Origin of the sequence: Methylobacterium sp. Leaf87 (genome assembly GCF_001422775.1) — a bacterium.
In the GTDB taxonomy this organism is placed as follows: Bacteria; Pseudomonadota; Alphaproteobacteria; order Rhizobiales; family Beijerinckiaceae; genus Methylobacterium.
The window spans coordinates 90,051-110,308 of record NZ_LMMI01000015.1 but is presented as its reverse complement, the minus strand read 5'-3'; the positions used below and the strand labels follow the sequence as shown (position 1 = coordinate 110,308).

The following is a 20,258-nucleotide window of genomic DNA, read 5'->3' as shown; positions in this document are numbered from 1 at the left end:
AGAGGCGACCGCGGACGGTGCCGAAGTAGTCGAGGCTGGAGACGCCGGCCGGGTTGAAGACCTGCTGGGCGGCGAGGGGGCCGGTGGCGGAGAAGCGGTTCCGCTCACGCCCGAAGTCGACGTACTGGGCGTCGGCCTCGACACCGACGACGACGCCGGAGCCCGGGGTGAACTGGTAGTTGTAGCCGATCTGGCCACCGCCGACGAAGCCGTCGTTGCTACGGCCGTTGCCGAAGGCGATCGCCTGGGTGGTGCCCGGACGGACCAGGGTGCTGGCGCTGTTCACGCCGATGACGGTCGGGGCGCTGTTGCTGGAGGCGTCGAAGCCGTAACCGGCGTTGAAACCGGCGTAGAAGCCCGTCCAGGTGAACACCGGCACCGGCACGAACACCGGCGGAGCGGCGCGGCGCGGAAGGTCGGCGGCCGAGGCGACGGCGGTCAGGCCGGCGAGGACGGTCGTGGCGAGAAGCAGTCTTTTCATCGGGGTACTCGGTTCTGGATTGGCGAAAGCCGGCGCGCTTGTAGTCCCTGGACGCCGCGAGGTCTGTCGCTTTCCTGCAACATGAGCATCGGATAACCCAGCACATCTCAACGAAGGGTAAAGGTTAGCCGCAGGTCACCCCGACCCGGATCCGTCGGTGTTCCGGCGCACATTGACAGAATCCTAAGGATAGGACCGCCCTGACGGGGGATCGAGGAATTCAAGGCCTGCACACGTCTTCTTGACCGGATCCTGTCCTTGGCATGATCTTGCCACGCAGGCCGACCCATTTGTTTTTTAATGCTGGCTCTGCGCCGGACCCGGGGCTGCGCCCATCCTGGACGAGTGCCCGCAGGCCTTGCGTCGCGCAAACGGGCAAGCCGGAGATGAACGGCGTCGGCCTCGGCATGAGGCTCTCTTAACCGTGTCCAGCGAGAATAGGCCTCGACCGGCCCGACCGGGCCGCCAGACCGATGATCGCCCCCGCCATGCTTCCTCCCAGCCGTTACATCGACATTCCCCGGGCCGAGGATCCCCTCGAGGAGCGGGACGAGCCCGTGGCCCGGCGGCCCGGCACGCTCCTGCCCTGGACGATCAAGGTGTGCCTGACCCTCGGACTCGTCGCGCTGGGTACGACCCAGTACCTCTCGCGTGCCGTGGAGAGCGGGACCCTGCGCCAGCGCGAGGCACGGGCGGACGTCATGGACCCCGAGACCACGGGCTCCATCGGCGCGGTCGCGGCCCGCACCACCCTCGATCCCTGCACGGCGTCGGATCTCAGGCGCTGACACGGGACGGGCGCGGCCACGGCGCACGGTTCAGGCGGCTTCGGCGGCGAGGCCGCCGAACCGTCGCTGCCGGCTCGCGAAGGATCGAAGCGCGACGGCAAGATCGCTTCCGTCGAAATCCGGCCAGTGCCGCTGCGTGAAGTACAGCTCGGCATACGCGCTTTCCCAGAGCAGGAAGTCCGAGAGGCGCTGCTCGCCGCTGGTGCGGATGACGAGATCGACATCCGGCACGGGGCCGCCGCTGACGCGGTGCCCGAACTCGGCGGCGGACGGCGTGCCGGCCTGGGCGGCGGCGGCCAGGATCGCGGCGCGAGCGGAGTAATCGACGGCGATGCGAAGGTGCAGGGCGGTGCCGGCCGCCGTCAGGGCCTCGGCCTGCCCGATGGCCTCGGCGATGCCGTCGGGCAGGCGGTCCCGCCGGCCGATCACGTCGAGGCGCACCCCGGCCCGGGCGAGGCGTCCCGCCTCCTCCCGGAGGTAGCGCCGCAGCAGGCCCATGAGCGCGGCGACCTCGTCCGGCGGACGACGCCAGTTGTCGCCGGAGAAGGCGTAGAGCGTCAGGGTGGCGATGCCCTGGGCCGGCGCCGCCTCCACGACACGACGGATCGCCGCGACTCCGGCCTTGTGGCCCAGGGCCCGGGGCAGGCCCCGCGCCGTGGCCCAACGGCCGTTGCCGTCCATGATGATGCCGACGTGAAGGCCGGCTTGCGGAACGCTTTGCATCGTAAAGTTTCCTGGCGCGTGAAGGAAAGCTTCCTGGCGCGTGAAGGTGGGTGTGTCCGGGATCCGGTCGGGCGGCGGCCGGGCGTCCCTCATGAGACTCCCGCCGCACCGTTGGACGCAGGGCGGGAGCCGGCAGGGACCGGGAGTCCCGTGGGGTAATCCTCGTGGGATAATCTAGGCCGGCCGGGGCCGGCCGCCGGACGCGGCGGTTCCCTCTGCGTCCCGGGCCGCCTCGGCGGCATCGCGCACCACGCGTTCCAGGACGGCGAGGTAGTCGAGGAAGCGCCGGCGCCCGGCGGCCGTCAGGCCGCAGGTGGTCTGGGGCCGGTTGCCGTCGTAACCCTTGCGGATCTCCACGAGGCCGGCCTCCTGCAGCACCTGGAGGTGGCGGCTGAGATTGCCGTCCGTGAGGCCGCACAGCTGCTTCAGGCTGGCGAAGGCGAGCCCCTTCGGATGGGCGATGAGCGAGGTGAGGAGGCCGAGGCGGGCCTTCTCGTGGATGACCCGGTCGAGCCCGTCATAGGCGAACGGGGCGTCGGTGCCGGGGACGTCCTGGGGGGGAATTGGGGCGGGCGGGGTGTCAGATCTCGGCATCGTCGGCCTCCGAAGCGGCACGGACCACCAGCGCCATCAGGCCCTGGCCGACGGCGAAGGGCAGACCCATCGCCCAGGGTGAGAGACTGCGCTCCCAGCCCGTGACCACGAGCACCGCGAGGCCCGCGACGAGGTACCAGGCCGCCACGAGGGCGACGCCGCGCGGCATGACCCGGACCCCGGCGAAGATGCCGAGGCTGACGAGCACCTGCCACAGGCCCGGCAGCAGCCACAGGCTTTCGGGCGAGACCCGCGCGAGGACCAGGGCGAGGAGCGCCCCGGCCGCCCCCGCCGGCAGGAACTGCTCCACGGCGTCGTGGATCATCGCATCCCCGAGACCGCCCGTGTGTCGGCGGGCACGGGCCCGCATTTCCGCCCCGACGAGGCCGAGGGCGATGACGGCCGTGGCGATCCAGGCCCCGAAGAACAGCAGCGGCCGCGCATCCGGATCGTCGAGCAGAAGGGTCTGCGCCGTGGCGGTGGCGAGGGCCAGCCCGGCGGTGGCCGCGAAGGCCGCCGGGCCGTAGCCGCTGAAGGCGGTGCCGCGCACGAGCTGCGAGCGGATGGCGACGATGTCGGCCAGGGCCTTGTCGAGATCGGTCATGCCGCGCCTCTCAAACTCTATGGTGCAAAGTATACGGCCTCGCAAAGCCGACGCAAGGGGTTTCTTTGCCATGCAAAGTCCGGGTGTCAGGCGCCCCCGAGGAGCGCCGCGAGGGCCGGGGACAGGCCGGTACTCGCGAGGGTGGGGGCGGCCCTCCCGAGCCCCCCTGCCCCGGCGGCAGCCAGCACCGCCCGGGTGCCGGCCTCCACCGAGCAGAGAACCGGTACGGGAACGGCGGGCTGGATGCGCGCGGCGAGACCGGCCAGGGCCGCGCCGCCCAGGATCACGGCCTCGGCGCCGTCCGCCTCGGCGCAGGCGCGGCAGGCGGCGGCGAGCTGGCTCAGAGCCGCATCGGGATCGGCGGCGATCTCGCCGCCCGTCGGGGCGACGGTGCGGACGCAGGCCAACCGGTCGGACAGGCCGAGGGTGGCGACGAACTCCGTCAGCATCGGCCCCCAGAGGACCCCACCCGTGACGATGGCGAAGCGTCCGCCGGCCTCGCAGGCCGCGCGGCAGGCGGCCTCGGCCATGCCGACCACCGGCACCCGCGAGACTTCGCGCAGGGCCATCAGCCCCGGATCGCCGAAGCAGGCGAGGTAGACCGCGTCGCACCCGTCGACATGCGCCGCCAGGGCATCGAGGGCGGCGTGGCCGGCGATGGCGGAGGCCGCCCGGCTCGCGATGTAGCGGGCGCCGAAGCGTCCGGTCACGGCCACGATCTCGGCCGCCCCGCCGGCGATTCCCCGGACGTGACCCGCCACCAGATCGGTGACCCCTTGCGTGGTGTTGGGATTGATGAGGAGGATCCGCGGGGGACGTTCGCTCGCGCGGACGATCGTCGATACGCCGTGGGACATCGCTCACCCCTCCCCGCCGCAGCATCGCCGGCCGTCGGAGCGACGGTGCTGCAGGCATCGCGCCGTTGGCAAGAGGCCGGGTTGGGCAAGAGGCCGGGCTGGGCTGGGCAAGAGGCCGGGTTCGCTCGAGAGCCCCGGGCCGACGGCGTGGATAAATCTCCGCCGCACCGCCGGCTCGATTGACAAGCCGGCACGAGGCTCTAAGTGTCCCCGCAACGCGTGTGCGCGGCGGGTCGTGTGTCGAAACCGCCCCTTGAAGCCGTCGCCGTGTCGATGCACTCCGCGCCGGTCGGTCGATTTCCCGCGCGCAACGGTTCTCATAGAATATGTCTTTTGCCGACCTCGGATTGAGCGACAAGGTCCTTCAGGCCGTCACGGCGGCCGGGTACACCGAGCCGACGCCGATCCAGGCCCAGGCCATCCCCCATGTGCTGGCCCGGCGCGACGTGCTGGGCATCGCCCAGACCGGCACCGGCAAGACGGCGGCCTTCACGCTGCCCATGCTGACCCTGCTGGAGAACGGCCGGGCGCGCGCCCGCATGCCGCGCACCCTCATCCTGGAGCCGACGCGTGAACTCGCCGCCCAGGTGGTGGAGAATTTCGATCGCTACGGCGTCAACCACAAGCTCAACGTGGCGCTCATCATCGGCGGCGTCTCCTTCGCCGACCAGGACGCCAAGCTCATGCGCGGCACCGACGTGCTCATCGCCACGCCGGGCCGGCTCCTCGACCATTTCGAGCGCGGCAAGCTCCTGCTCACGGGCGTCGAGCTCCTCGTCATCGACGAGGCCGACCGGATGCTCGACATGGGCTTCATCCCCGACATCGAGCGCATCGTGAAGATGGTGCCGTTCACCCGGCAGACCCTGTTCTTCTCGGCCACCATGCCGCCGGAGATCGAGCGGCTGGCCGACATGTTCCTGCATACGCCCCAGCGGATCGAGGTGGCCCGGCCCGCCTCCACCGCCGAGACCATCGTGCAGAAGCTGGTCGCCACGGGCTCCGAGGGCCACGAGAAGCGCGACCTCCTGCGCCGGCTCATCCGGGGCGAGGCCGAGCTCAACAACGGCATCATCTTCTGCAACCGCAAGCGCGACGTGGCGCTCCTGCAGAAGTCGCTCGCGAGCCACGGCTTCAACGTCGCGGCGCTCCACGGCGACATGGACCAGCGCGCCCGCACCATCGCGCTGGACGGCTTCCGCTCCGGCGAGGTGCCGCTGCTGGTGGCCTCCGACGTCGCCGCCCGCGGCCTCGACATCCCGGCCGTGAGCCACGTCTTCAACTTCGACGTGCCCCACCACCCGGAGGATTACGTCCACCGCATCGGCCGCACGGGCCGCGCCGGTCGCGCCGGCCACGCCTTCACCCTGGTGACCCGCTCCGACGAGCGCTCCATCACCGCCATCGAGAGCCTGATCGGCCAGCCGATCCCCTGGGCCGAGGGCGACCTCGGTGCCCTGCCGGAACCCTCCGCCGCCGCTCCGGCGAGCGAGGACGCGCCGACCCGGACCCGTCATCGCGGCAAGTCCGGCGAGACCCTACGCCGCCGGGGCGGTGGCGAGGCCGCCCGCGATCCCGCCCGGTCCGAGCCGCGGGCGCGCAAGGGCGGTGCCCGCCGGGGCAGCCCCGAGCGCGGACCGGCCCCGACGGTCGAGGCCGTGCCCGAGGCCGTCGTCGCACCGGTGCCGAACCGGCCCCGCGAGCCCGCTCCCCAGCGCACGGAGCCGCGGCGCGACGAGCGCCGGCCTGCGCCCCGACGCCGCGGTGACGAGGATGACGGCGAGACGCCCGTCGGCCTCGGCTCGCACGTTCCGGCCTTCCTCCTGCGCCCGGCCGTGATCAAGACGCCCAAATAACCGCCCGGCCCCGGAGGCCTACGGACAGCCGTCCTCCCGCGACCCGAGTTTGGGCCGAAGCACCCGTGAAACGGGTGCCATTGCCCGCGAAACGGGAGGAGGTCCGCGGCTCTTAACGGCCTCTCCACGATCTACCGGATAGGGTGCGCCTTCGGCTCTCCCCCGGTCGGCGAGAGGCCGGGAACGATCGCGTGGTTGGACGGACAATGGGCGGCAGTCAGGGTGACCGGGATCGGACCTTTGCGCTGGCCGAACGGGCCAATGCGCTGATGCGGGAGTACGGCCCTTCGGCGACGCCGCGGGCCTACACGGTCTGGTACACCTACGTGTCCGGCCTGCAGCCCACGATGAACGAAGCCGTCAAGCGTCTCACGGCGAAAGGCGCCCTGCTCGATTCCGACATCGACACCCTCTACGAAACCTATCTCGACGGGGAGCGCCTGGCGCGCGCGGCCGAGCGCACGAGCAGCACGGTGCTCTCCGAGATCGAGGGCGTCATGGAGGTGCTCGATCTCTCGCTGGGGTCCACGGCGCAGTACGGCGAATCCCTGCGGATCCTGTCGGACGATCTCGGCGGCTCGGGACTGGACCGGGCCCGCGTCCACGAAATCGTCGGCGCCCTCGTGGCCACCACCCGCGAGGTGACGTCCAACAACCGTGCCCTCGAGGCACGCATGCGCGAGAGCCGCAAGGAGATCGAATCCCTGCGCGAGACCCTGGAGGCGACCCGCCTCGAGAGCCTCACCGACCCGCTCACGGGCCTGTCGAACCGCAAGCAGTTCGAGGAGAGCCTGCACGCCATGGTCGAGGAATCCGTGGCCGACCGGGCACCGGCGAGCCTCATCGTCATCGACGTCGACTTCTTCAAACGCTTCAACGACGTCTACGGTCACCTCACGGGCGATCAGGTCCTGCGCCTCGTCGCCCTGGTGATGCGCGAGCACATCACCGCCCGCGCCACCCTGGCGCGCTTCGGCGGCGAGGAATTCGGCATCCTTCTGCCCGGAACGGACCGGGCCGAGGCCTGTGTCCTGGCCGAGAAGGTCCGCGCCAGCGTGATGGGACGCGACCTCGTCAAGCGCTCCACGGGGGAGTCGCTCGGCAAGATCACCATCTCCCTGGGGGTTGCCGCCGCGCGTTCCACGGACACCGCCGTGTCGCTGCTGGAGCGGGCGGACCAGTGCATGTTCAGGGCAAAGCGCGACGGCCGCAACCGCACGGTGGACGACGCCGAACCGCTGCCCCTGCCCGACGTCGCCTGACAGCCGACAGGAGGGGGCCAAGCAGGCGGCGGCTCTAGCGAGACCCGCTCAGGGCCTCAGGCCGAGGCGCGTGCGGCGGCCGGGGCGACGGCCTCGGGGTTCACGGGCGTGATCGCCACGGACTCGCCGCAGCCGCAGGCCGAGGTCTGGTTCGGGTTGTTGAACACGAACTGCGAAGCGAGCTTGGTGGAGGTGAAGTCCATCTGGGTGCCGAGCAGGAACAGCAGCGCCTTCGGATCGACGAAGACCTTCACGCCACGATCCTCGACCATGTCCTCGCCGGGCTTCTGCCCGTCCGCGTATTCCATGGTGTAGGACATGCCGGCGCAGCCGCCGTTCTTCACGCCCACCCGCAGGCCGGCGATGGGACGGTCGGCATCGGCGATGATCGCCTTGATCCGCGTCGCCGCCGCGTCGGTGAGCGAGAGGACTTTAAAATTCGAAGCCATGGGGTCTCTCCGGCAGCCGGGTTCAAGGCCCGGGCGGTTGAGGATGATCGGACGCGGTTAAGATAAGGATTGCGCGGGCCGTGGTCTACCACCCCTCACGCAGGTGCCGATGCCGCGTGCTAGACTGGCCGGATCGAGGAACCACCATGGCCGATGCCGCACGCCTCAGCATGACGCCCGAGGATTTCTTCGTCCGGCAGCGCGACCAGGACGAACTCTATGAACTCGTCGACGGTCACCCGGTGCCGCGACACCGGATGATGACCGGGGCGAGCATGCAGCACGACCGGGCGACGGTGAACACCATCGTGAGTTTGGGAACGCAGCTGCGCGGGAAATCCTGCCGCCCGACGACGGCCGACATCCCGGTCCGGACCAGCATCCGGGGCCTCCGTCGGCCCGACGTGATGGTCGAGTGCGCCCCTTGGTGCCCGATACCGACGAGGCGCGCGAGCCCAGGCTCGTCGTGGAGGTGGCGTCGCCCTCGACCACGACGATCGATCAGACCCGCAAGGTCGAGGAGTACAAGCGCCACCCGACGCTGACCACCATCCTGCTCGTCGAGACCGTGACGCCGCAGGCCCTGCTCTACCGGCGCGGCGCGGACGGCTGGGAGATCGAGACCTTCGAGGGACTGGAGGCCGCTATCGACCTGCCCGACATCGGCGCGACGCTGGCGATGGCCGACATCTACGACGGGCTCACCTTCCCGGCGCGCCGGGATCTCGCCAGCGAAGGCTGAACGCGGCTACCACATGTCCAGGGCGACGCGGGCCTCGTCGGACATGCGGCTCTGATCCCACGGCGGATCGAACACCATGGTGACGGCGCAGGCCTGGACGCCCGGCACGGCCGCGACCGCGGTCTCGACCCAGCCCGGCATCTCGCCGGCCACGGGACAGCCCGGGGCGGTCAGGGTCATGTCGATGGCGACCGTGCGGTCGTCGGCGATGTCGACCTTGTAGATCAGGCCGAGTTCGTAGATGTCGGCCGGGATCTCCGGATCGTAGACGCTTTTCAGCGCCGCCACGATGTCGTCGGTGAGACGGTCGAGCTCCTCCGGCGGGATCGCCGAGGCGCTGGCGATGGCGGGGGTGTTGGCCCCGCCGGTGATGGCTGAATCGCTCATGGTTGGTCCTCGTGAGGGTCGGGGATCGTGTCCGATCCCCGACATGCGCCGCCCGGGCGGCGGCGCGCAGTCGCGCTTGCGGCGGGCCCGCCGCTGAGATTCCCGATCAGGCGAACATCATCTCGGCCTTGGCCAGGGCCTCGGCGAGGACGTCCACCTCTTCCCTGGTGTTATACAGTCCGAACGAGGCGCGACAGGTGGAGGTCGCACCGAAGCGCGTCAGCAGCGGCATGGCGCAGTGGGTCCCGGCCCGGATGGCGACGCCGTAGCGGTCGATCACCGTGGCGATGTCGTGGGCATGCGCGCCCTTCATCTCGAAGGCGATGACGCCGCCCTTGTCCTTGGCCGTACCGATCATCCGCACGGAGTTCATCGCCCCGAGCCGCTCCTGCGCATAGGCGAGGAGCGACGCCTCATGCGCGGCTATGTTCTCGCGGCCGAGGGTCATCATGAATTCCAGCGCCGCGCCGAGGCCGACCGCCTCGACGATCGCCGGCGTGCCCGCCTCGAAGCGGTGGGGCGGGTCGTTGTAGGTGATGGAGTCCTGGGCGACCGTGCGGATCATCTCGCCGCCGCCCTGGTAGGGGGGCAGGCGCTCCAGCCATTCCTTCTTGCCGTAGAGCACGCCGATGCCGGTCGGCCCGTACACCTTGTGCCCGGTGAAGACGAAGAAGTCGCAATCGAGCGCCTTCACGTCGATGGGCTGGTGGACCGCGCTCTGAGCCCCGTCGAGGAGCACCGGCACGCCGTGCGCATGGGCGATGCGCACGATCTCGGCCGCCGGCGTCACCGTGCCGAGCACGTTCGACATGTGCGTGATCGCCACCATTTTCGTGCGGGGCGAGAAGAGCTTCTCGTATTCCTCGACGAGGAAGTTGCCCTCGTCGTCGACGGGCGCCCACTTGATCACCGCACCGCGTCGTTCCCGCAAAAAGTGCCAGGGCACGATGTTGGAATGGTGCTCCATGATCGAGAGGATGATCTCGTCGCCCCCGCCGATCTGGCCGAGCAGCCCCATGGACGAGGCCACGAGGTTGTAGGCCTCCGTGGCGTTGCGCGTGAAGATGATCTCGTCGGTGGAGTCGGCGTTGAGGAACTGCCGGGTGGTCTCGCGCGCGCCCTCGAAGCCCTCGGTCGCGGCATTCGCCATGAAGTGCAGCCCGCGATGGACGTTGGCGTAGCCGGTCTCCATGCAGCCCACCATGGCGTCGATGACCGCGCGCGGCTTCTGCGAGGAGGCCGCGTTGTCGAGATAGACCAGGGGCTTGCCGTAGACTTTCTGGGCCAGGATCGGGAACTCCGCCCGGATCGCCTGGACGTCGTAGGGGGTGTTCGGGACGGGTGCGTTCATGGGCGATACCTGTTGGGTGTCGGACGTGCGCGACCCTCCCCCCTTCTGCGGGGGGAGGGTCTTGGCAGGGTGCGCTCAGCCGCGCGCCTTCAACCACGCCTCGACGGTGCCGATCAGCGCCGCGCGGGCGCCCTCGTGGCCGACCGACTCGATGGCAGCCCCCAGGAAGGCCTGGACCAGTAGGCTTTCGGCTTCCGCCTTCGGCAGCCCGCGCTGCATGAGGTAGAACAGGAGATCGTCGTCGAGGGCCCCGCAGGTGGCGCCGTGGCCGCAGGCGACGTCGTCGGCGAAGATCTCGAGCTCGGGCTTGTTCATCATCTGCCCTTCGTCGGACAGGATGAGGCAGGCCGACATCATCTTGCCGTCGGTCTGCTGGGCCGCCTGCTGGACGATGATCTTGCCCTGGAACACGCCCGTGGCGGCCCCGTCCACCACGGTCTTGAACAGCTCACGGCTGACCCCGCCCGTGGCGGCGTGGTCGGCGAGGAAGGTGGTGTCGGCCAATTGCTTACCGTTGAGCATGGCGGCGCCGTTGACTACCGCGCGGGCGTCGGCCCCGGCGAAGTTGAGGTAGACCTGATGGCGTGAGAGCACGGCGCCCACCACCACGTTGACGGTCTCGATGGCGGACTCGGCACCGAGCCGGGCCGACAGGGTCGAGAGCGCCACGGCCTCGCGGCCTTCCGCATTGAGGCGCGCGTGCCGGAAGGTGGCGCGATCGCCGATGACCACGTCCACGGCGTCGTTGGGCTGGTAAGCGATGCCGTCCGGCCCCTCGTGGCTCTCGAGGATCAGCGCCTCCGCGCCCTCACCCAGGGTCACGAGCACGCGCGTGGCGGTCGAATAGGCCTCCGTGCCGGTGCCGATGAAGCGCAGATGCAGCGGCGTCTCGACCTTGGCGCCGGCCTCCACCGAGATCAGGGCACCGTCCGCCAGGAAGGCGGTGTTGAGCTGATAGATCGCGTTTTCGGAGGCCTGCTTCACCGGGGTCAGCTGCGCGAGGCGTGCATCCCCATCGGTCAGGGCTTGCGTGAGCGGCGTCACGGTGATGCCGGCCGGAATGCGGGTGAGGTCGGATTCGGCCTCGATGAGATGGCCATTGACGAAAGTGAGGCGCACGGCCTCGATCCCGGCAAAGCCCTTGGCCTCGGCGGACGCCGCCTTGGCGGTCTCGGCCGAGGGCATCTCCGCCGGATGGGCGGCATCGCGGAACGCCGAGCGGAGATCCGTGTACTTAAACGCCTCGACGCGGCGGGTGGGCAGGCCCACCGCCTCGAAGTAGCGGAACGCCTCCTCGCGGGCGATGGACACGCCCGTGGGGTACTTCATCCTGGTGGCTTCGAAGAGCTTGGACAGCCCGGTCTCGGCCGCGGTGCGGAGGGGGGTGATGTCGGCCATGATCAGGCGGCCTCGCCGGTGCGGTACTCGGCGTAGCCCGACGCTTCGAGGGCCTTGGCGAGATCCTTGTCGCCCGACTTCACGATCTGGCCCTGCGACATGACGTGGACCACGTCCGGCACGATGTAGTCGAGCAGGCGCTGGTAGTGGGTGATGACGAGGAAAGAGCGGCCCTGTGCACGGAGCGCGTTCACGCCGCCGGAAACGATGCGCAGGGCATCGATGTCGAGGCCGGAATCGGTCTCGTCGAGCACGCAGAACTTCGGCTCCAGGAGGGCCATCTGCAGGATCTCCATGCGCTTCTTCTCGCCGCCGGAGAACCCGACGTTGAGGGCGCGCTTGAGCATCTCCTTGTTGATCTCCAGCTTTTCCGCCGCCGCGTTCACCTTGCGGATGAAGTCCGGCGTCGTCAGCTCGCCCTCGCCGCGCGCCCGGCGCTGGGCGTTGAGCGTCGCCTTGAGGAAGGTCATGGTGCCGACGCCCGGGATCTCCAGCGGGTACTGGAACGCCAGGAACACGCCGCTCGCGGCGCGCTCGTCGGGGCTCATCTCGAGGATGTTCACGCCGTCGAGGAGGATCTCGCCGCTGGTGACCTCGTAGTCCTCTTTCCCCGCGATAACGTACGAGAGAGTCGACTTGCCCGAGCCGTTCGGCCCCATGATGGCAGCGACCTCGCCGTCCTTCACGGTGAGGTTGAGACCGTTGAGGATCTGCTTGTCCTCGATGGCGACGGTGAGGTTCTTGATTTCGATCATGCTTTTAGTCCGATCTTTATTTTCTTGAAGCCATCTATCCGAACCTAACGGTTCAGGGATGCGCTGCCGAATTCATCCAGTTTGTTGTAACTGCAATTGCCAATCCAAAAAGACCCCTTTCGGGTCGAATCCTGATGAAGCTGTACAGTCAGCAATCTTTTTTGCGACGCTGCGTTGAAGATCGTTGAAGCAAGGCCGCAATTTGCACCTTCGTCCGCCCCATAGGAAACCAGTCTGAGCGCCTTAGGACCATGCCCCTTGACCCACTTGATAACCGTTGCGTTGCCAATAGCCTTCGGGTCGTCGAGGTCTGCTGTCCGAAGACGAACATCGGTTACGCGTACCGTCGCCACAACAGAGGCTTGTTCAAGCCGATACGCCGAGCGCTCCGCATCCGTCTGAAGGCTATTTGGGAAGGGGCAGTCACACGGAAAAGCGTGACTGACGGTCCACAAAAGTCCCAAGGCAGCTGCGGAGGCCGCACGCATTATTCAGCCCACCGAACCTTCGAGGCTGATCGAGATCAGCTTCTGGGCCTCGACGGCGAACTCCATCGGCAGCTGCTGCAGCACGTCGCGGACGAAGCCGTTGACGATGAGCGCGGTCGCCTCCTCGTTGGAGAGGCCACGCTGCTGGCAGTAGAACATCTGGTCTTCCGAGATCTTCGAGGTGGTGGCCTCGTGCTCGAACTGCGCGGAGGAATTCTTCGACTCGATATAGGGCACGGTGTGCGCGCCGCACTGGTCGCCGATGAGGAGCGAGTCGCAGTTGGTGAAGTTGCGCGCGCCCGTCGCCTTGCGGTGCGCCGAGACGAGGCCCCGGTAGGTGTTCTGCGAGCGTCCGGCCGAGATGCCCTTCGAGATGATCCGGCTGGTGGTGTTCTTGCCCAGATGAATCATCTTGGTGCCGGAATCGACCTGCTGCATGCCGTTCGACACGGCGATGGAGTAGAACTCGCCCCGTGAATTGTCGCCGCGCAGGATGCAGGACGGGTACTTCCAGGTGATGGCCGAGCCGGTCTCGACCTGCGTCCACGAGATCTTCGAGTTGGCGCCCCGGCAATCGCCGCGCTTGGTGACGAAGTTGTAGATGCCGCCCTTGCCGTCGTTGTCGCCCGGATACCAGTTCTGGACCGTCGAGTACTTGATCTCGGCGTCGTCGAGGGCAACGAGCTCGACGACCGCCGCGTGGAGCTGGTTGTCGTCGCGCTTCGGGGCGGTGCAGCCCTCGAGGTACGAGACGTAACTACCCTTGTCGGCGATGATCAGGGTCCGCTCGAACTGGCCGGTGTCGCGCTCGTTGATGCGGAAATAGGTCGACAGCTCCATCGGGCAGCGCACGCCCGGCGGAATGTAGACGAACGATCCGTCGGAGAAGACCGCCGAGTTGAGGGTCGCGAAGAAGTTGTCGGTCACGGGCACGACCGATCCGAGGTACTTCTTGATGAGATCCGGATACTCGCGGATGGCTTCCGAGATCGGCATGAAGATCACGCCGGCCTTCGACAGTTCGGCCTTGAAGGTGGTGGCCACCGAGACCGAGTCGAACACCGCGTCGACGGCGACCCGGCGCTCGGGGGCGATGCCCTCCAGCACCTCGACCTCGCGGAGCGGAATACCGAGTTTTTCGTACGTTTTCAGAATTTCTGGATCGATTTCATCCAAGGACATGGCGGCAGGCCGCTTCGGGGCCGCATAGTAATAAATATCCTTGTAGTCGACCTTGTCATAGGAGACCCGGGCCCAGTCGGGCTCCTGCATGGTCTGCCAGCGCTTGTAGGCGTCGAGGCGCCAGGCGAGCATCCACTCGGGCTCTTCCTTCTTGGCCGAGATGAAGCGGATCACGTCCTCGGAGATGCCCTTTTCGGACTTCTCCATCTCGATGGTGGTCTCGAATCCATACTTGTACTGGTCGAGGTCGATGGATCGGACCCGGTCGATGGTTTCCTGCACGGCAGGCATTGGCGTCTCCTGATCGACCCGGCGTCAAGGGCCGGGCGTGTTCGCGAGAAATGGTTTGGGCGGGCCGCCGGTCAGGCGGCCTGCCCTCGCCGTCGATATAGGGTGTCGACGAGGCGTTCGCAGGCGGCGAGACAGCGCGTCCCGTCGCTTATCGTGCTGTTCCACCCGAGACTGACGCGCAGGGCCCCTGCGGCCAGGGCGGGGCTGACGCCCATGGCGGCGAGGACCGGCGAGCGGGCGACCTTGCCCGACGCGCAGGCCGACCCGGACGAGAGCGCGACGCCGGCGAGATCCAGCGCCATCAGGGCCGTCGGCGCATCGAGGCCCGGAATGGAGAAGCTCACGGTGTTGGGCAGGCGCGGTGCGGCCTCGCCGAACACCACGAGGTCGGGCGCCAAGGCCCGCAGCCCTGCCTCGATGGTATCCCGCAGAGCCTCCTGCGTCTCGCCGAGCCCGACCATCTCGGCCGCCACCCCCATGCCGACGAGGCCCGACAGGTTCTCGGTGCCGCCGCGCAGGCGCCCCTCCTGGCCGCCGCCCCGCAGGAACGCCGAATCCAAGGTGACGCCCTCGGCGAGCACCAGGGCGCCGACGCCCCGGGGGGCGGCGAACTTGTGGCCCGAGAGGGTGAGGGCATCGAGGCCGAGGCCGGAAAAATCGAGCGGGATCTTGCCCACCGCCTGCACGGCGTCGGAATGGACGAGGGCCCGGCCGTGGCCGCGCGCCAGGGCGACGACCTCGGCGAGCGGCTGGATCACGCCGGTCTCGTTGTTGGCCGCATGAATCGAGACGAGGACGCCCTCCCCCCGGTGCCGGTCGAGGCAGGCGGCGAGGGCGGCGAGATCGATGATGCCGCTGGCATCCACCGGAACCACGTCGACGTGCTCGGCCGGGAAGCGATGGCCGGCCGACACGCAGGCATGTTCGGTGGCACCGATCACCAGCCGGGTCGGCGCCGGCTCGCCGGATCGGCGCAGGGCACCGGACAGCACGGTGTTGGCGGCCTCGGTGCCGCCGCTCGTGAACACGACCCGCCCCGAGCCGACGCCGACGAGGCCACCCACCTGCACGCGCGCGCGCTCCAGGGCGGCGCGGGCCGCACGCCCCTCGGCATGCACCGAGGACGGGTTGCCCGGGAGGGCGAGCGCCCGCGCCACGGCCGCAGCGACCTCCGGCCGAACCGGCGAGGTCGCGTTGTGGTCGAGATAGGCGCGCGGCGAAGTCATGCTGGCGAAGTCATGGGGCGAAAACCACTGGCGGTCTCAAGGTCGAGGACGACAAATCCTTGCTTTTGCCCCCCACGATCATGCTAAGGCGCCGAAGAACCATGTTCCGACACCCCGTCGTGCAAGGGACGCAGCGACCCGGACGCGCCCGAACCGCTTGTTTAGAATAATTCTAGTCCACTAGAACCATTCTAAGAGCGCTTTTAAGTTCGTGCCCCGTCGAGTCAAGGCGTTCCGCGCGGGGCCTGCGTTGCGTCTGCCGTCGCGCGCCACGTCCTGAAGCTTGTGAGAGATCCATGCCCGAAGTCATCTTCACCGGTCCGGCCGGCCGTCTCGAGGGACGCTACCAGGCCCCCAAGAAGAAGGGCGCGCCCATCGCCATCGTGCTCCACCCGCACCCGCAGTTCGGTGGCACGATGAACAATCAGATCGTGTACAATCTGTTCTACACCTTCGCCAATCGGGGCTTCGCCGCCCTGCGGTTCAACTTCCGCGGGGTCGGACGCAGCCAGGGCGCGTTCGATCACGGCACCGGCGAACTCTCCGACGCCGCCTCGGCCCTCGACTGGGTCCAGTCGGTCAACCCGGAGGCCCGCGCCTGCTGGATCGCCGGCGTGTCGTTCGGATCGTGGATCGGGATGCAGCTGCTCATGCGGCGCCCGGAGATCGAGGGCTTCATCTCCATCGCCGCCATGGCCAACCGCTACGATTTCACCTTCCTGGCGCCGTGCCCGTCGTCGGGCCTGTTCGTCCACGGCTCCGAGGACCGGGTGGCCCCGGCCCGCGAGGTGATGCCGGTGATCGAGAAGGTGAAGGTGCAGAAGGGCGTCATCATCGAGCACCAGATGGTCGAGGGCGCCAACCACTTCTTCGACGGCAAGGTCGACGAGCTGACCCAGACCGTGGACACCTACCTCGACAAGCGCCTCGGCACGAAGGAAATGACCGCCTGAGGTGGACTCGCCGCAACCGGACTTGCCGCGTTCCCCTTCCCTCACGGGGAGGGGGTCTAGCCCCGGTAAGCCACCAGCACGGCCCCCGTGGCGATGAACGCCACCCCGAGCCAGTTCGCCGGGGACAGCCGCTCGCCGAGGAAGACGACCCCGAAGATCGCCACCAGCACCACGCTCAGCTTGTCGACGGGTGCGACACGGCTGGCTTCGCCGAGTTTGAGAGCGCGAAAGTAGCAGATCCACGAGCCCCCGGTGGCGAGGCCCGACAGGACCAGAAACACGTAGGTCCGGCCCGACACCGACCCGAAGGGCTGCCACTGCCCGGTGCCAACGAGAATGGCACCGAGCGCGCAGAGAATGACGATGGTCCGGATGAAGGTGGCGAAATCAGAATTGACGTTGGCGATCCCCACCTTCGCGAAGATCGCGGTCAGGGCCGCGAAGGCGGCCGAGAGCAGCGCCCAGAACGGCCAGGACCCGAGCAGGGATTTCACGGAGCGACGCCCGCCGAGAACCGATTCCAGTCCTCAGGAAGGGCAACACCCAGCAGAGTCGTCACAGTCCCCTCAATGCTGGGGAGCCGTGGTGAAGGCGCCGCCGCGGATCCGGTCCGGGAAGCCCTCGGCGTAGCGGGCGGTCGCCTCCTCGCCGTAGGTCATCACCAGCTCCTGGAACGCCGCGAACAGGGCGGCTTGCGCCATGCAGTCGCCGTCGAGGCCGTCGAGACAGCCTTCGGCGAAGGCCTCCGACACGTAGCCGAGCGCGGCGCGCTTGCTGTCGATATCCGCCTCGAAGGGCGCTTGGGCTGATTCAGCGTGCATGGCCACAGCATCGTTGGCGCCGAAGAAACGCTCGGCACGTTGGGATGATGATAGGGCGCACGGCCGGGCCCGCAAAGCCAGGAATTGCGAAGCGGTTAACGCCGGCGCTCGAATTGCGCGGATTCAGCCTTGCCCGTGCGGGTGTGGCCCAGCCGCATCATCCCCCGAACCGGCTCGCCAGGGCATGCGACAGGCGCTCGCCCTCGGTCACGAACCGGGTGGCCGCCTCCTGTGCCGACGGGGTGCAGACCCGGTAGGTCAGGGCGTAGCCGCGATAGCCCCGGTTGTAGGCGCCGGCGAGGCGATCGCGCCGCCCGGGGGTCACGCCCTCGGCTTCCAGCAGCGCCTTCATCCGCACGGGCCACTGGCCCGCATCGGGGGCGGTGCAGAGCTCGCGCAGGAACGCCAGCGCCCCGACGATCTCGGAAAGCCGCATCAGGTCGCGGTCGTAGGGCGCCGGCGGCGGCTCGGGGGCGGGGGCCGGCTCCTTCTCGGCCGGCCTGTCGCTCCGGGGGGCGGCGCGGGCGGCGCCCCCCCGCCCCTGCTGGGCCTCGGCCCCCGGAATCGTCGCCAGAATCAGGCAGAGGGCGAGAGCGGCAACCGGTCCGGGCTTCGTCACGCGGCGGGTGTCCCGGGCAGTTCGGATATTCCACACCCGGCGACCCGGGCGAACGCGGCCGCCACGGTGCCGTCGAGGCCGGGCGTGGTGTCGAGGCCGGCGAGGTCGGCCAGGGTCGCCCAGCGCACGGCGAGCGCCTCGGGCCCCGGCGCCGGTTCGCCACCGGTCCACAGGGCGGCGTGGGGATGGACGACGTAATGGTGGCGGGTCCGGCCGTCCTCGGCCCGCAGGATGATCTCCGTCGGGGCCAGCACACCCACCACCGCGGCCGTGAGGCCGACCTCTTCGCGGAGCTCCCGCAGGGCGGCGTCGGCGAGCGCCTCGCCGGCCTCGACCAGGCCGCCCGGCAGGGTCCAGACGCCGCGCATGGGCGCGTTCGCCCGGGCGGCGACGAGCACCCGGTCGCCCCGGATCACCGCGATGGAGGCGCCGACGAAGGGCCGCGTCGGGAACAGGCGCGTGGCGTCGTCGGGCGATGCCGGTTCACTCATGGACGACAGCTCACGGATTGGGGTTCACCACGGCGATGCGCCCGTCGGCGAGGCCAACGAGGAGGCGGGCGGCCGCCCCGGCCCCGAGGGTGGCGACGCCGAAGGCGGCGGGCGCCGGCAGGGGCGCGCGGGCGCGCTCCGTGATGGCGCCCTTCTTCAGGGACACGATCGCGAGGGCCGAGCGGTCGGCCACCGGCACGGCGAGGTCCACGGCCCCGTCGCGGGGAAGGAGCGCCGCCAGATCGGGACCGCCCTCGCCCGGTGCCGCGGCGTCGTAGCCGGGTGCCGACAGAAGGGGCCGCAGGGCGCCGCCCTCGTAGGCCCACAGCCGCAGCCGCGCGGTTCCGTCGGCCGAGCCCGTCGCGGCGACCTGCATCCGGCCGGTGCCGGAGAAATCCGCGACGCCCGCCACCTGGAGCGGCCTGCCGGGCTCGGCGGGGCTGCGCGCCCGCACGCTCCAGCCGGACTCGGCGGGCTCGACGACCATCAGCGAGGACCCGTCCTCGGTCTCGCCCACCGCCAGGATGGCGGGGCGGCCGTCGAAGGCCGCGATGCGCGGCGCGCGCGGGGCGAAGGCGGGATCGGGCGCGGGCCGGACCGTCGCGGTGGCGACGGGCACGGCCTTCGGCTCCGCACTCATGGGAACGGCCTTCCGCTCGCGGATCACGAGCGCGCCCGCGCCCAGCCGGCCGCGCACCGTCACGGGCTCGGCGAGATGGGCCGAGAGGGCGCCGGACAGCGCCCGGCGGGACCCGGGAAGCGCCCCGCGCGGGGTCTCGGCGGCGGCCAGCCCCTCGACGGCCTCGCGGCCGAGGAGCGTCGCGGTGACGTGCCCGTCGACGAGGGCGAGGACCGCGCCCCCCGCCTCTCCCCAGACCACGGCGATGGGCCCCCCCTCCGCCGCGCCCGTCCCGCCCGGCTTCGGCCGCGCCAGGGGGAGGAGGCCGGAGGTCGCCACCGCGATCGCGACCTCGCTGCCGGGACCGCGCAGGGCGCTCGCCGAGAACGGCAGGTCGAGAATCGTGACGGCCGGTTCGGCGGCGGCCGGGAGCGGAAGGGCGACGAGCAGCAGGGCAACGAGGCGCGCGGGCGACCGCCCCCGTTCAGACATGCTGGCCGCCGTTGATGTGCAGCTCGGCGCCGTTCACGTAGGACGAGGCCTCGGTGCACAGGAAGTAGATCGCCTTGGCCACTTCGTCGGGGGTGCCGAGACGGCGCTGCGGGATGCCGGCGACGATCTTGTCCGTGCCGGGCGACAGGATGGCGGTGTCGATCTCGCCCGGCGAGATCGCGTTGACCCGCACCCCGAGGGGTCCGAAATCGCTCGCCATCTCGCGGGTGAGGCCGGCGAGCGCCGCCTTCGAGGTACCGTAGGCGGCGCCCGCGAAGGGATGGACGCGGGACCCCGCGATGGAGGTGACGTTGACGATGGAGCCCTTGGCCCGGGTCAGCTCCTCGCACAGGCCGCGCGCGAGCAGGAGCGGCGCGAACACGTTGACCTGGAACACCTTGCGCCAGTCGCCGAACTCCGTGGCGATGGCGCCGAGGCGCTCGCCGTTGGCGCCTTTCGGCGAAATTCCCGCGTTGTTGACGAGGGCGTGGAGCAGGCCGCCCTCGTCGGCGAGGCGCCCGGCCACTTCCCGGATCCCCCGCATGGTGTCCTCGGGATCGGCCAGATCGACCTGGAGGTGATCCTCCGGCCCCATTTCCCACGGGCAGTTCTCGGGAAACGCGTGGCGCGAGCAGGTGATCACCCGCCAGCCGGCCGCCGAGAAGCGCTTGACGGTGGCGTGGCCGATGCCGCGGCTGGCCCCCGTGAGCAGCATGACGCGGCGGCGTTCGTTGGAGGATGTGGCCAAGACCGTTCCTTCGGGATCGGGAGGCGGTCAACGAAAGAGCACCCGCCGCACCGGCCTCAAGGTCTAAGCGCCGCCGGTCCT

23 protein-coding genes and 1 pseudogene are annotated in these 20,258 nt (G+C 69.6%); 5 read left to right on the top strand and 19 right to left on the bottom strand.

Features of this window, described 5'->3' with window-relative positions:
• Positions 1–481: pseudogene (locus ASF22_RS10905) on the bottom strand (porin family protein); the annotation flags it as partial.
• A 488-nt stretch (positions 482–969) separates the two neighbouring features.
• Here ASF22_RS10905 and ASF22_RS10900 point away from each other — a divergent pair.
• Positions 970–1,269: a hypothetical protein gene (locus ASF22_RS10900; protein ID WP_156368958.1), complete on the top strand. Its 300-nt coding sequence runs from the start codon at positions 970–972 to the stop codon at positions 1,267–1,269.
• A 30-nt stretch (positions 1,270–1,299) separates the two neighbouring features.
• On the opposite strand, the gene ASF22_RS10895 is transcribed toward ASF22_RS10900, so the two are convergent.
• From ASF22_RS10895 to ASF22_RS10880, 4 genes are all read right to left on the bottom strand, one after another.
• Positions 1,300–1,992, bottom strand: coding sequence for a di-trans,poly-cis-decaprenylcistransferase (locus ASF22_RS10895; RefSeq protein ID WP_056174925.1), 693 nt, complete (start codon positions 1,990–1,992; stop codon positions 1,300–1,302).
• A gap of 174 nt (positions 1,993–2,166) precedes the next feature.
• Positions 2,167–2,586 carry a transcriptional regulator gene (locus tag ASF22_RS10890; RefSeq protein WP_056263972.1) on the bottom strand — a complete coding sequence of 140 codons (420 nt, stop codon included), beginning with the start codon at positions 2,584–2,586 and terminating at the stop codon, positions 2,167–2,169.
• Positions 2,573–3,190 (bottom strand): hypothetical protein, encoded by a 618-nt coding sequence (locus ASF22_RS10885; protein WP_056263969.1) that lies wholly within the window; start codon positions 3,188–3,190, stop codon positions 2,573–2,575. Before ASF22_RS10885 ends, ASF22_RS10890 begins: the two co-directional genes overlap by 14 nt.
• 86 nt (positions 3,191–3,276) lie before the next feature.
• Positions 3,277–4,047 (bottom strand): aspartate/glutamate racemase family protein, encoded by a 771-nt coding sequence (locus tag ASF22_RS10880; RefSeq protein ID WP_056263968.1) that lies wholly within the window; start codon positions 4,045–4,047, stop codon positions 3,277–3,279.
• 326 nt (positions 4,048–4,373) lie between these two features.
• Between ASF22_RS10880 and ASF22_RS10875 the strand changes: the two genes are divergently transcribed.
• On the top strand, positions 4,374–5,903 hold the full coding sequence (locus tag ASF22_RS10875; RefSeq protein WP_056263966.1) for a DEAD/DEAH box helicase: 1,530 nt from the start codon (positions 4,374–4,376) through the stop codon (positions 5,901–5,903).
• A gap of 206 nt (positions 5,904–6,109) precedes the next feature.
• A complete protein-coding gene (locus ASF22_RS10870) occupies positions 6,110–7,165 on the top strand; it encodes a GGDEF domain-containing protein (RefSeq protein WP_056174914.1) in 1,056 nt (351 codons plus the stop codon).
• 56 nt (positions 7,166–7,221) lie between these two features.
• Here ASF22_RS10870 and ASF22_RS10865 read toward each other — a convergent pair whose 3' ends face one another.
• Together ASF22_RS10865 and ASF22_RS24855 are read right to left on the bottom strand one after the other, a co-directional pair.
• Positions 7,222–7,614, bottom strand: a complete 393-nt coding sequence (locus ASF22_RS10865; RefSeq protein ID WP_056174912.1) for an iron-sulfur cluster assembly accessory protein — start codon at positions 7,612–7,614, stop codon at positions 7,222–7,224.
• Between the two features lie 235 nt (positions 7,615–7,849).
• Positions 7,850–7,996 carry a hypothetical protein gene (locus ASF22_RS24855; RefSeq protein WP_244474258.1) on the bottom strand — a complete coding sequence of 49 codons (147 nt, stop codon included), beginning with the start codon at positions 7,994–7,996 and terminating at the stop codon, positions 7,850–7,852.
• Between the two features lie 45 nt (positions 7,997–8,041).
• On the opposite strand from ASF22_RS24855, the gene ASF22_RS24850 reads away from it, so the two are divergent.
• Positions 8,042–8,356, top strand: coding sequence for a Uma2 family endonuclease (locus ASF22_RS24850; RefSeq protein WP_244474257.1), 315 nt, complete (start codon positions 8,042–8,044; stop codon positions 8,354–8,356).
• Positions 8,357–8,362: 6 nt separating this feature from the next.
• Here ASF22_RS24850 and ASF22_RS10855 read toward each other — a convergent pair whose 3' ends face one another.
• From ASF22_RS10855 to ASF22_RS10830, 6 genes are all read right to left on the bottom strand, one after another.
• Positions 8,363–8,743, bottom strand: a complete 381-nt coding sequence (locus tag ASF22_RS10855; RefSeq protein ID WP_056095958.1) for an SUF system Fe-S cluster assembly protein — start codon at positions 8,741–8,743, stop codon at positions 8,363–8,365.
• 106 nt (positions 8,744–8,849) lie between these two features.
• On the bottom strand, positions 8,850–10,094 hold the full coding sequence (locus ASF22_RS10850) for a cysteine desulfurase (protein ID WP_056263963.1): 1,245 nt from the start codon (positions 10,092–10,094) through the stop codon (positions 8,850–8,852).
• A 75-nt stretch (positions 10,095–10,169) separates the two neighbouring features.
• Complete coding sequence (gene sufD, locus ASF22_RS10845; RefSeq protein ID WP_056174908.1) at positions 10,170–11,492, bottom strand: Fe-S cluster assembly protein SufD; 1,323 nt, start codon at positions 11,490–11,492, stop codon at positions 10,170–10,172.
• A gap of 2 nt (positions 11,493–11,494) precedes the next feature.
• Positions 11,495–12,247 carry a Fe-S cluster assembly ATPase SufC gene (gene sufC, locus ASF22_RS10840; RefSeq protein ID WP_056174905.1) on the bottom strand — a complete coding sequence of 251 codons (753 nt, stop codon included), beginning with the start codon at positions 12,245–12,247 and terminating at the stop codon, positions 11,495–11,497.
• A gap of 491 nt (positions 12,248–12,738) precedes the next feature.
• On the bottom strand, positions 12,739–14,208 hold the full coding sequence (gene sufB, locus ASF22_RS10835; RefSeq protein WP_056174903.1) for a Fe-S cluster assembly protein SufB: 1,470 nt from the start codon (positions 14,206–14,208) through the stop codon (positions 12,739–12,741).
• Positions 14,209–14,279: 71 nt separating this feature from the next.
• Positions 14,280–15,434 (bottom strand): cysteine desulfurase family protein, encoded by a 1,155-nt coding sequence (locus tag ASF22_RS10830; RefSeq protein WP_056263961.1) that lies wholly within the window; start codon positions 15,432–15,434, stop codon positions 14,280–14,282.
• A gap of 296 nt (positions 15,435–15,730) precedes the next feature.
• Between ASF22_RS10830 and ASF22_RS10825 the strand changes: the two genes are divergently transcribed.
• Positions 15,731–16,387, top strand: a complete 657-nt coding sequence (locus tag ASF22_RS10825; RefSeq protein ID WP_056174900.1) for an alpha/beta hydrolase — start codon at positions 15,731–15,733, stop codon at positions 16,385–16,387.
• A 56-nt stretch (positions 16,388–16,443) separates the two neighbouring features.
• Here ASF22_RS10825 and ASF22_RS10820 read toward each other — a convergent pair whose 3' ends face one another.
• The 6 genes from ASF22_RS10820 to ASF22_RS10795 form a co-directional block, all read right to left on the bottom strand.
• Positions 16,444–16,881 (bottom strand): EamA family transporter, encoded by a 438-nt coding sequence (locus tag ASF22_RS10820; protein ID WP_056263959.1) that lies wholly within the window; start codon positions 16,879–16,881, stop codon positions 16,444–16,446.
• 72 nt (positions 16,882–16,953) lie between these two features.
• A complete protein-coding gene (locus ASF22_RS10815) occupies positions 16,954–17,208 on the bottom strand; it encodes a hypothetical protein (RefSeq protein ID WP_056174896.1) in 255 nt (84 codons plus the stop codon).
• A 157-nt stretch (positions 17,209–17,365) separates the two neighbouring features.
• Entirely contained in the window at positions 17,366–17,827 is a 462-nt protein-coding gene (locus ASF22_RS10810) for a TIGR02301 family protein (RefSeq protein ID WP_056174893.1), read from the bottom strand.
• Positions 17,824–18,318, bottom strand: a complete 495-nt coding sequence (locus ASF22_RS10805) for an NUDIX hydrolase (protein ID WP_056174891.1) — start codon at positions 18,316–18,318, stop codon at positions 17,824–17,826. Before ASF22_RS10805 ends, ASF22_RS10810 begins: the two co-directional genes overlap by 4 nt.
• A 10-nt stretch (positions 18,319–18,328) precedes the next feature.
• A complete protein-coding gene (locus tag ASF22_RS10800; RefSeq protein ID WP_056263958.1) occupies positions 18,329–19,429 on the bottom strand; it encodes a hypothetical protein in 1,101 nt (366 codons plus the stop codon).
• Positions 19,422–20,144: an SDR family oxidoreductase gene (locus tag ASF22_RS10795; RefSeq protein WP_056095925.1), complete on the bottom strand. Its 723-nt coding sequence runs from the start codon at positions 20,142–20,144 to the stop codon at positions 19,422–19,424. The genes ASF22_RS10800 and ASF22_RS10795 overlap by 8 nt, the downstream gene beginning before the upstream one ends.
• Positions 20,145–20,258 lie beyond the last annotated feature (114 nt).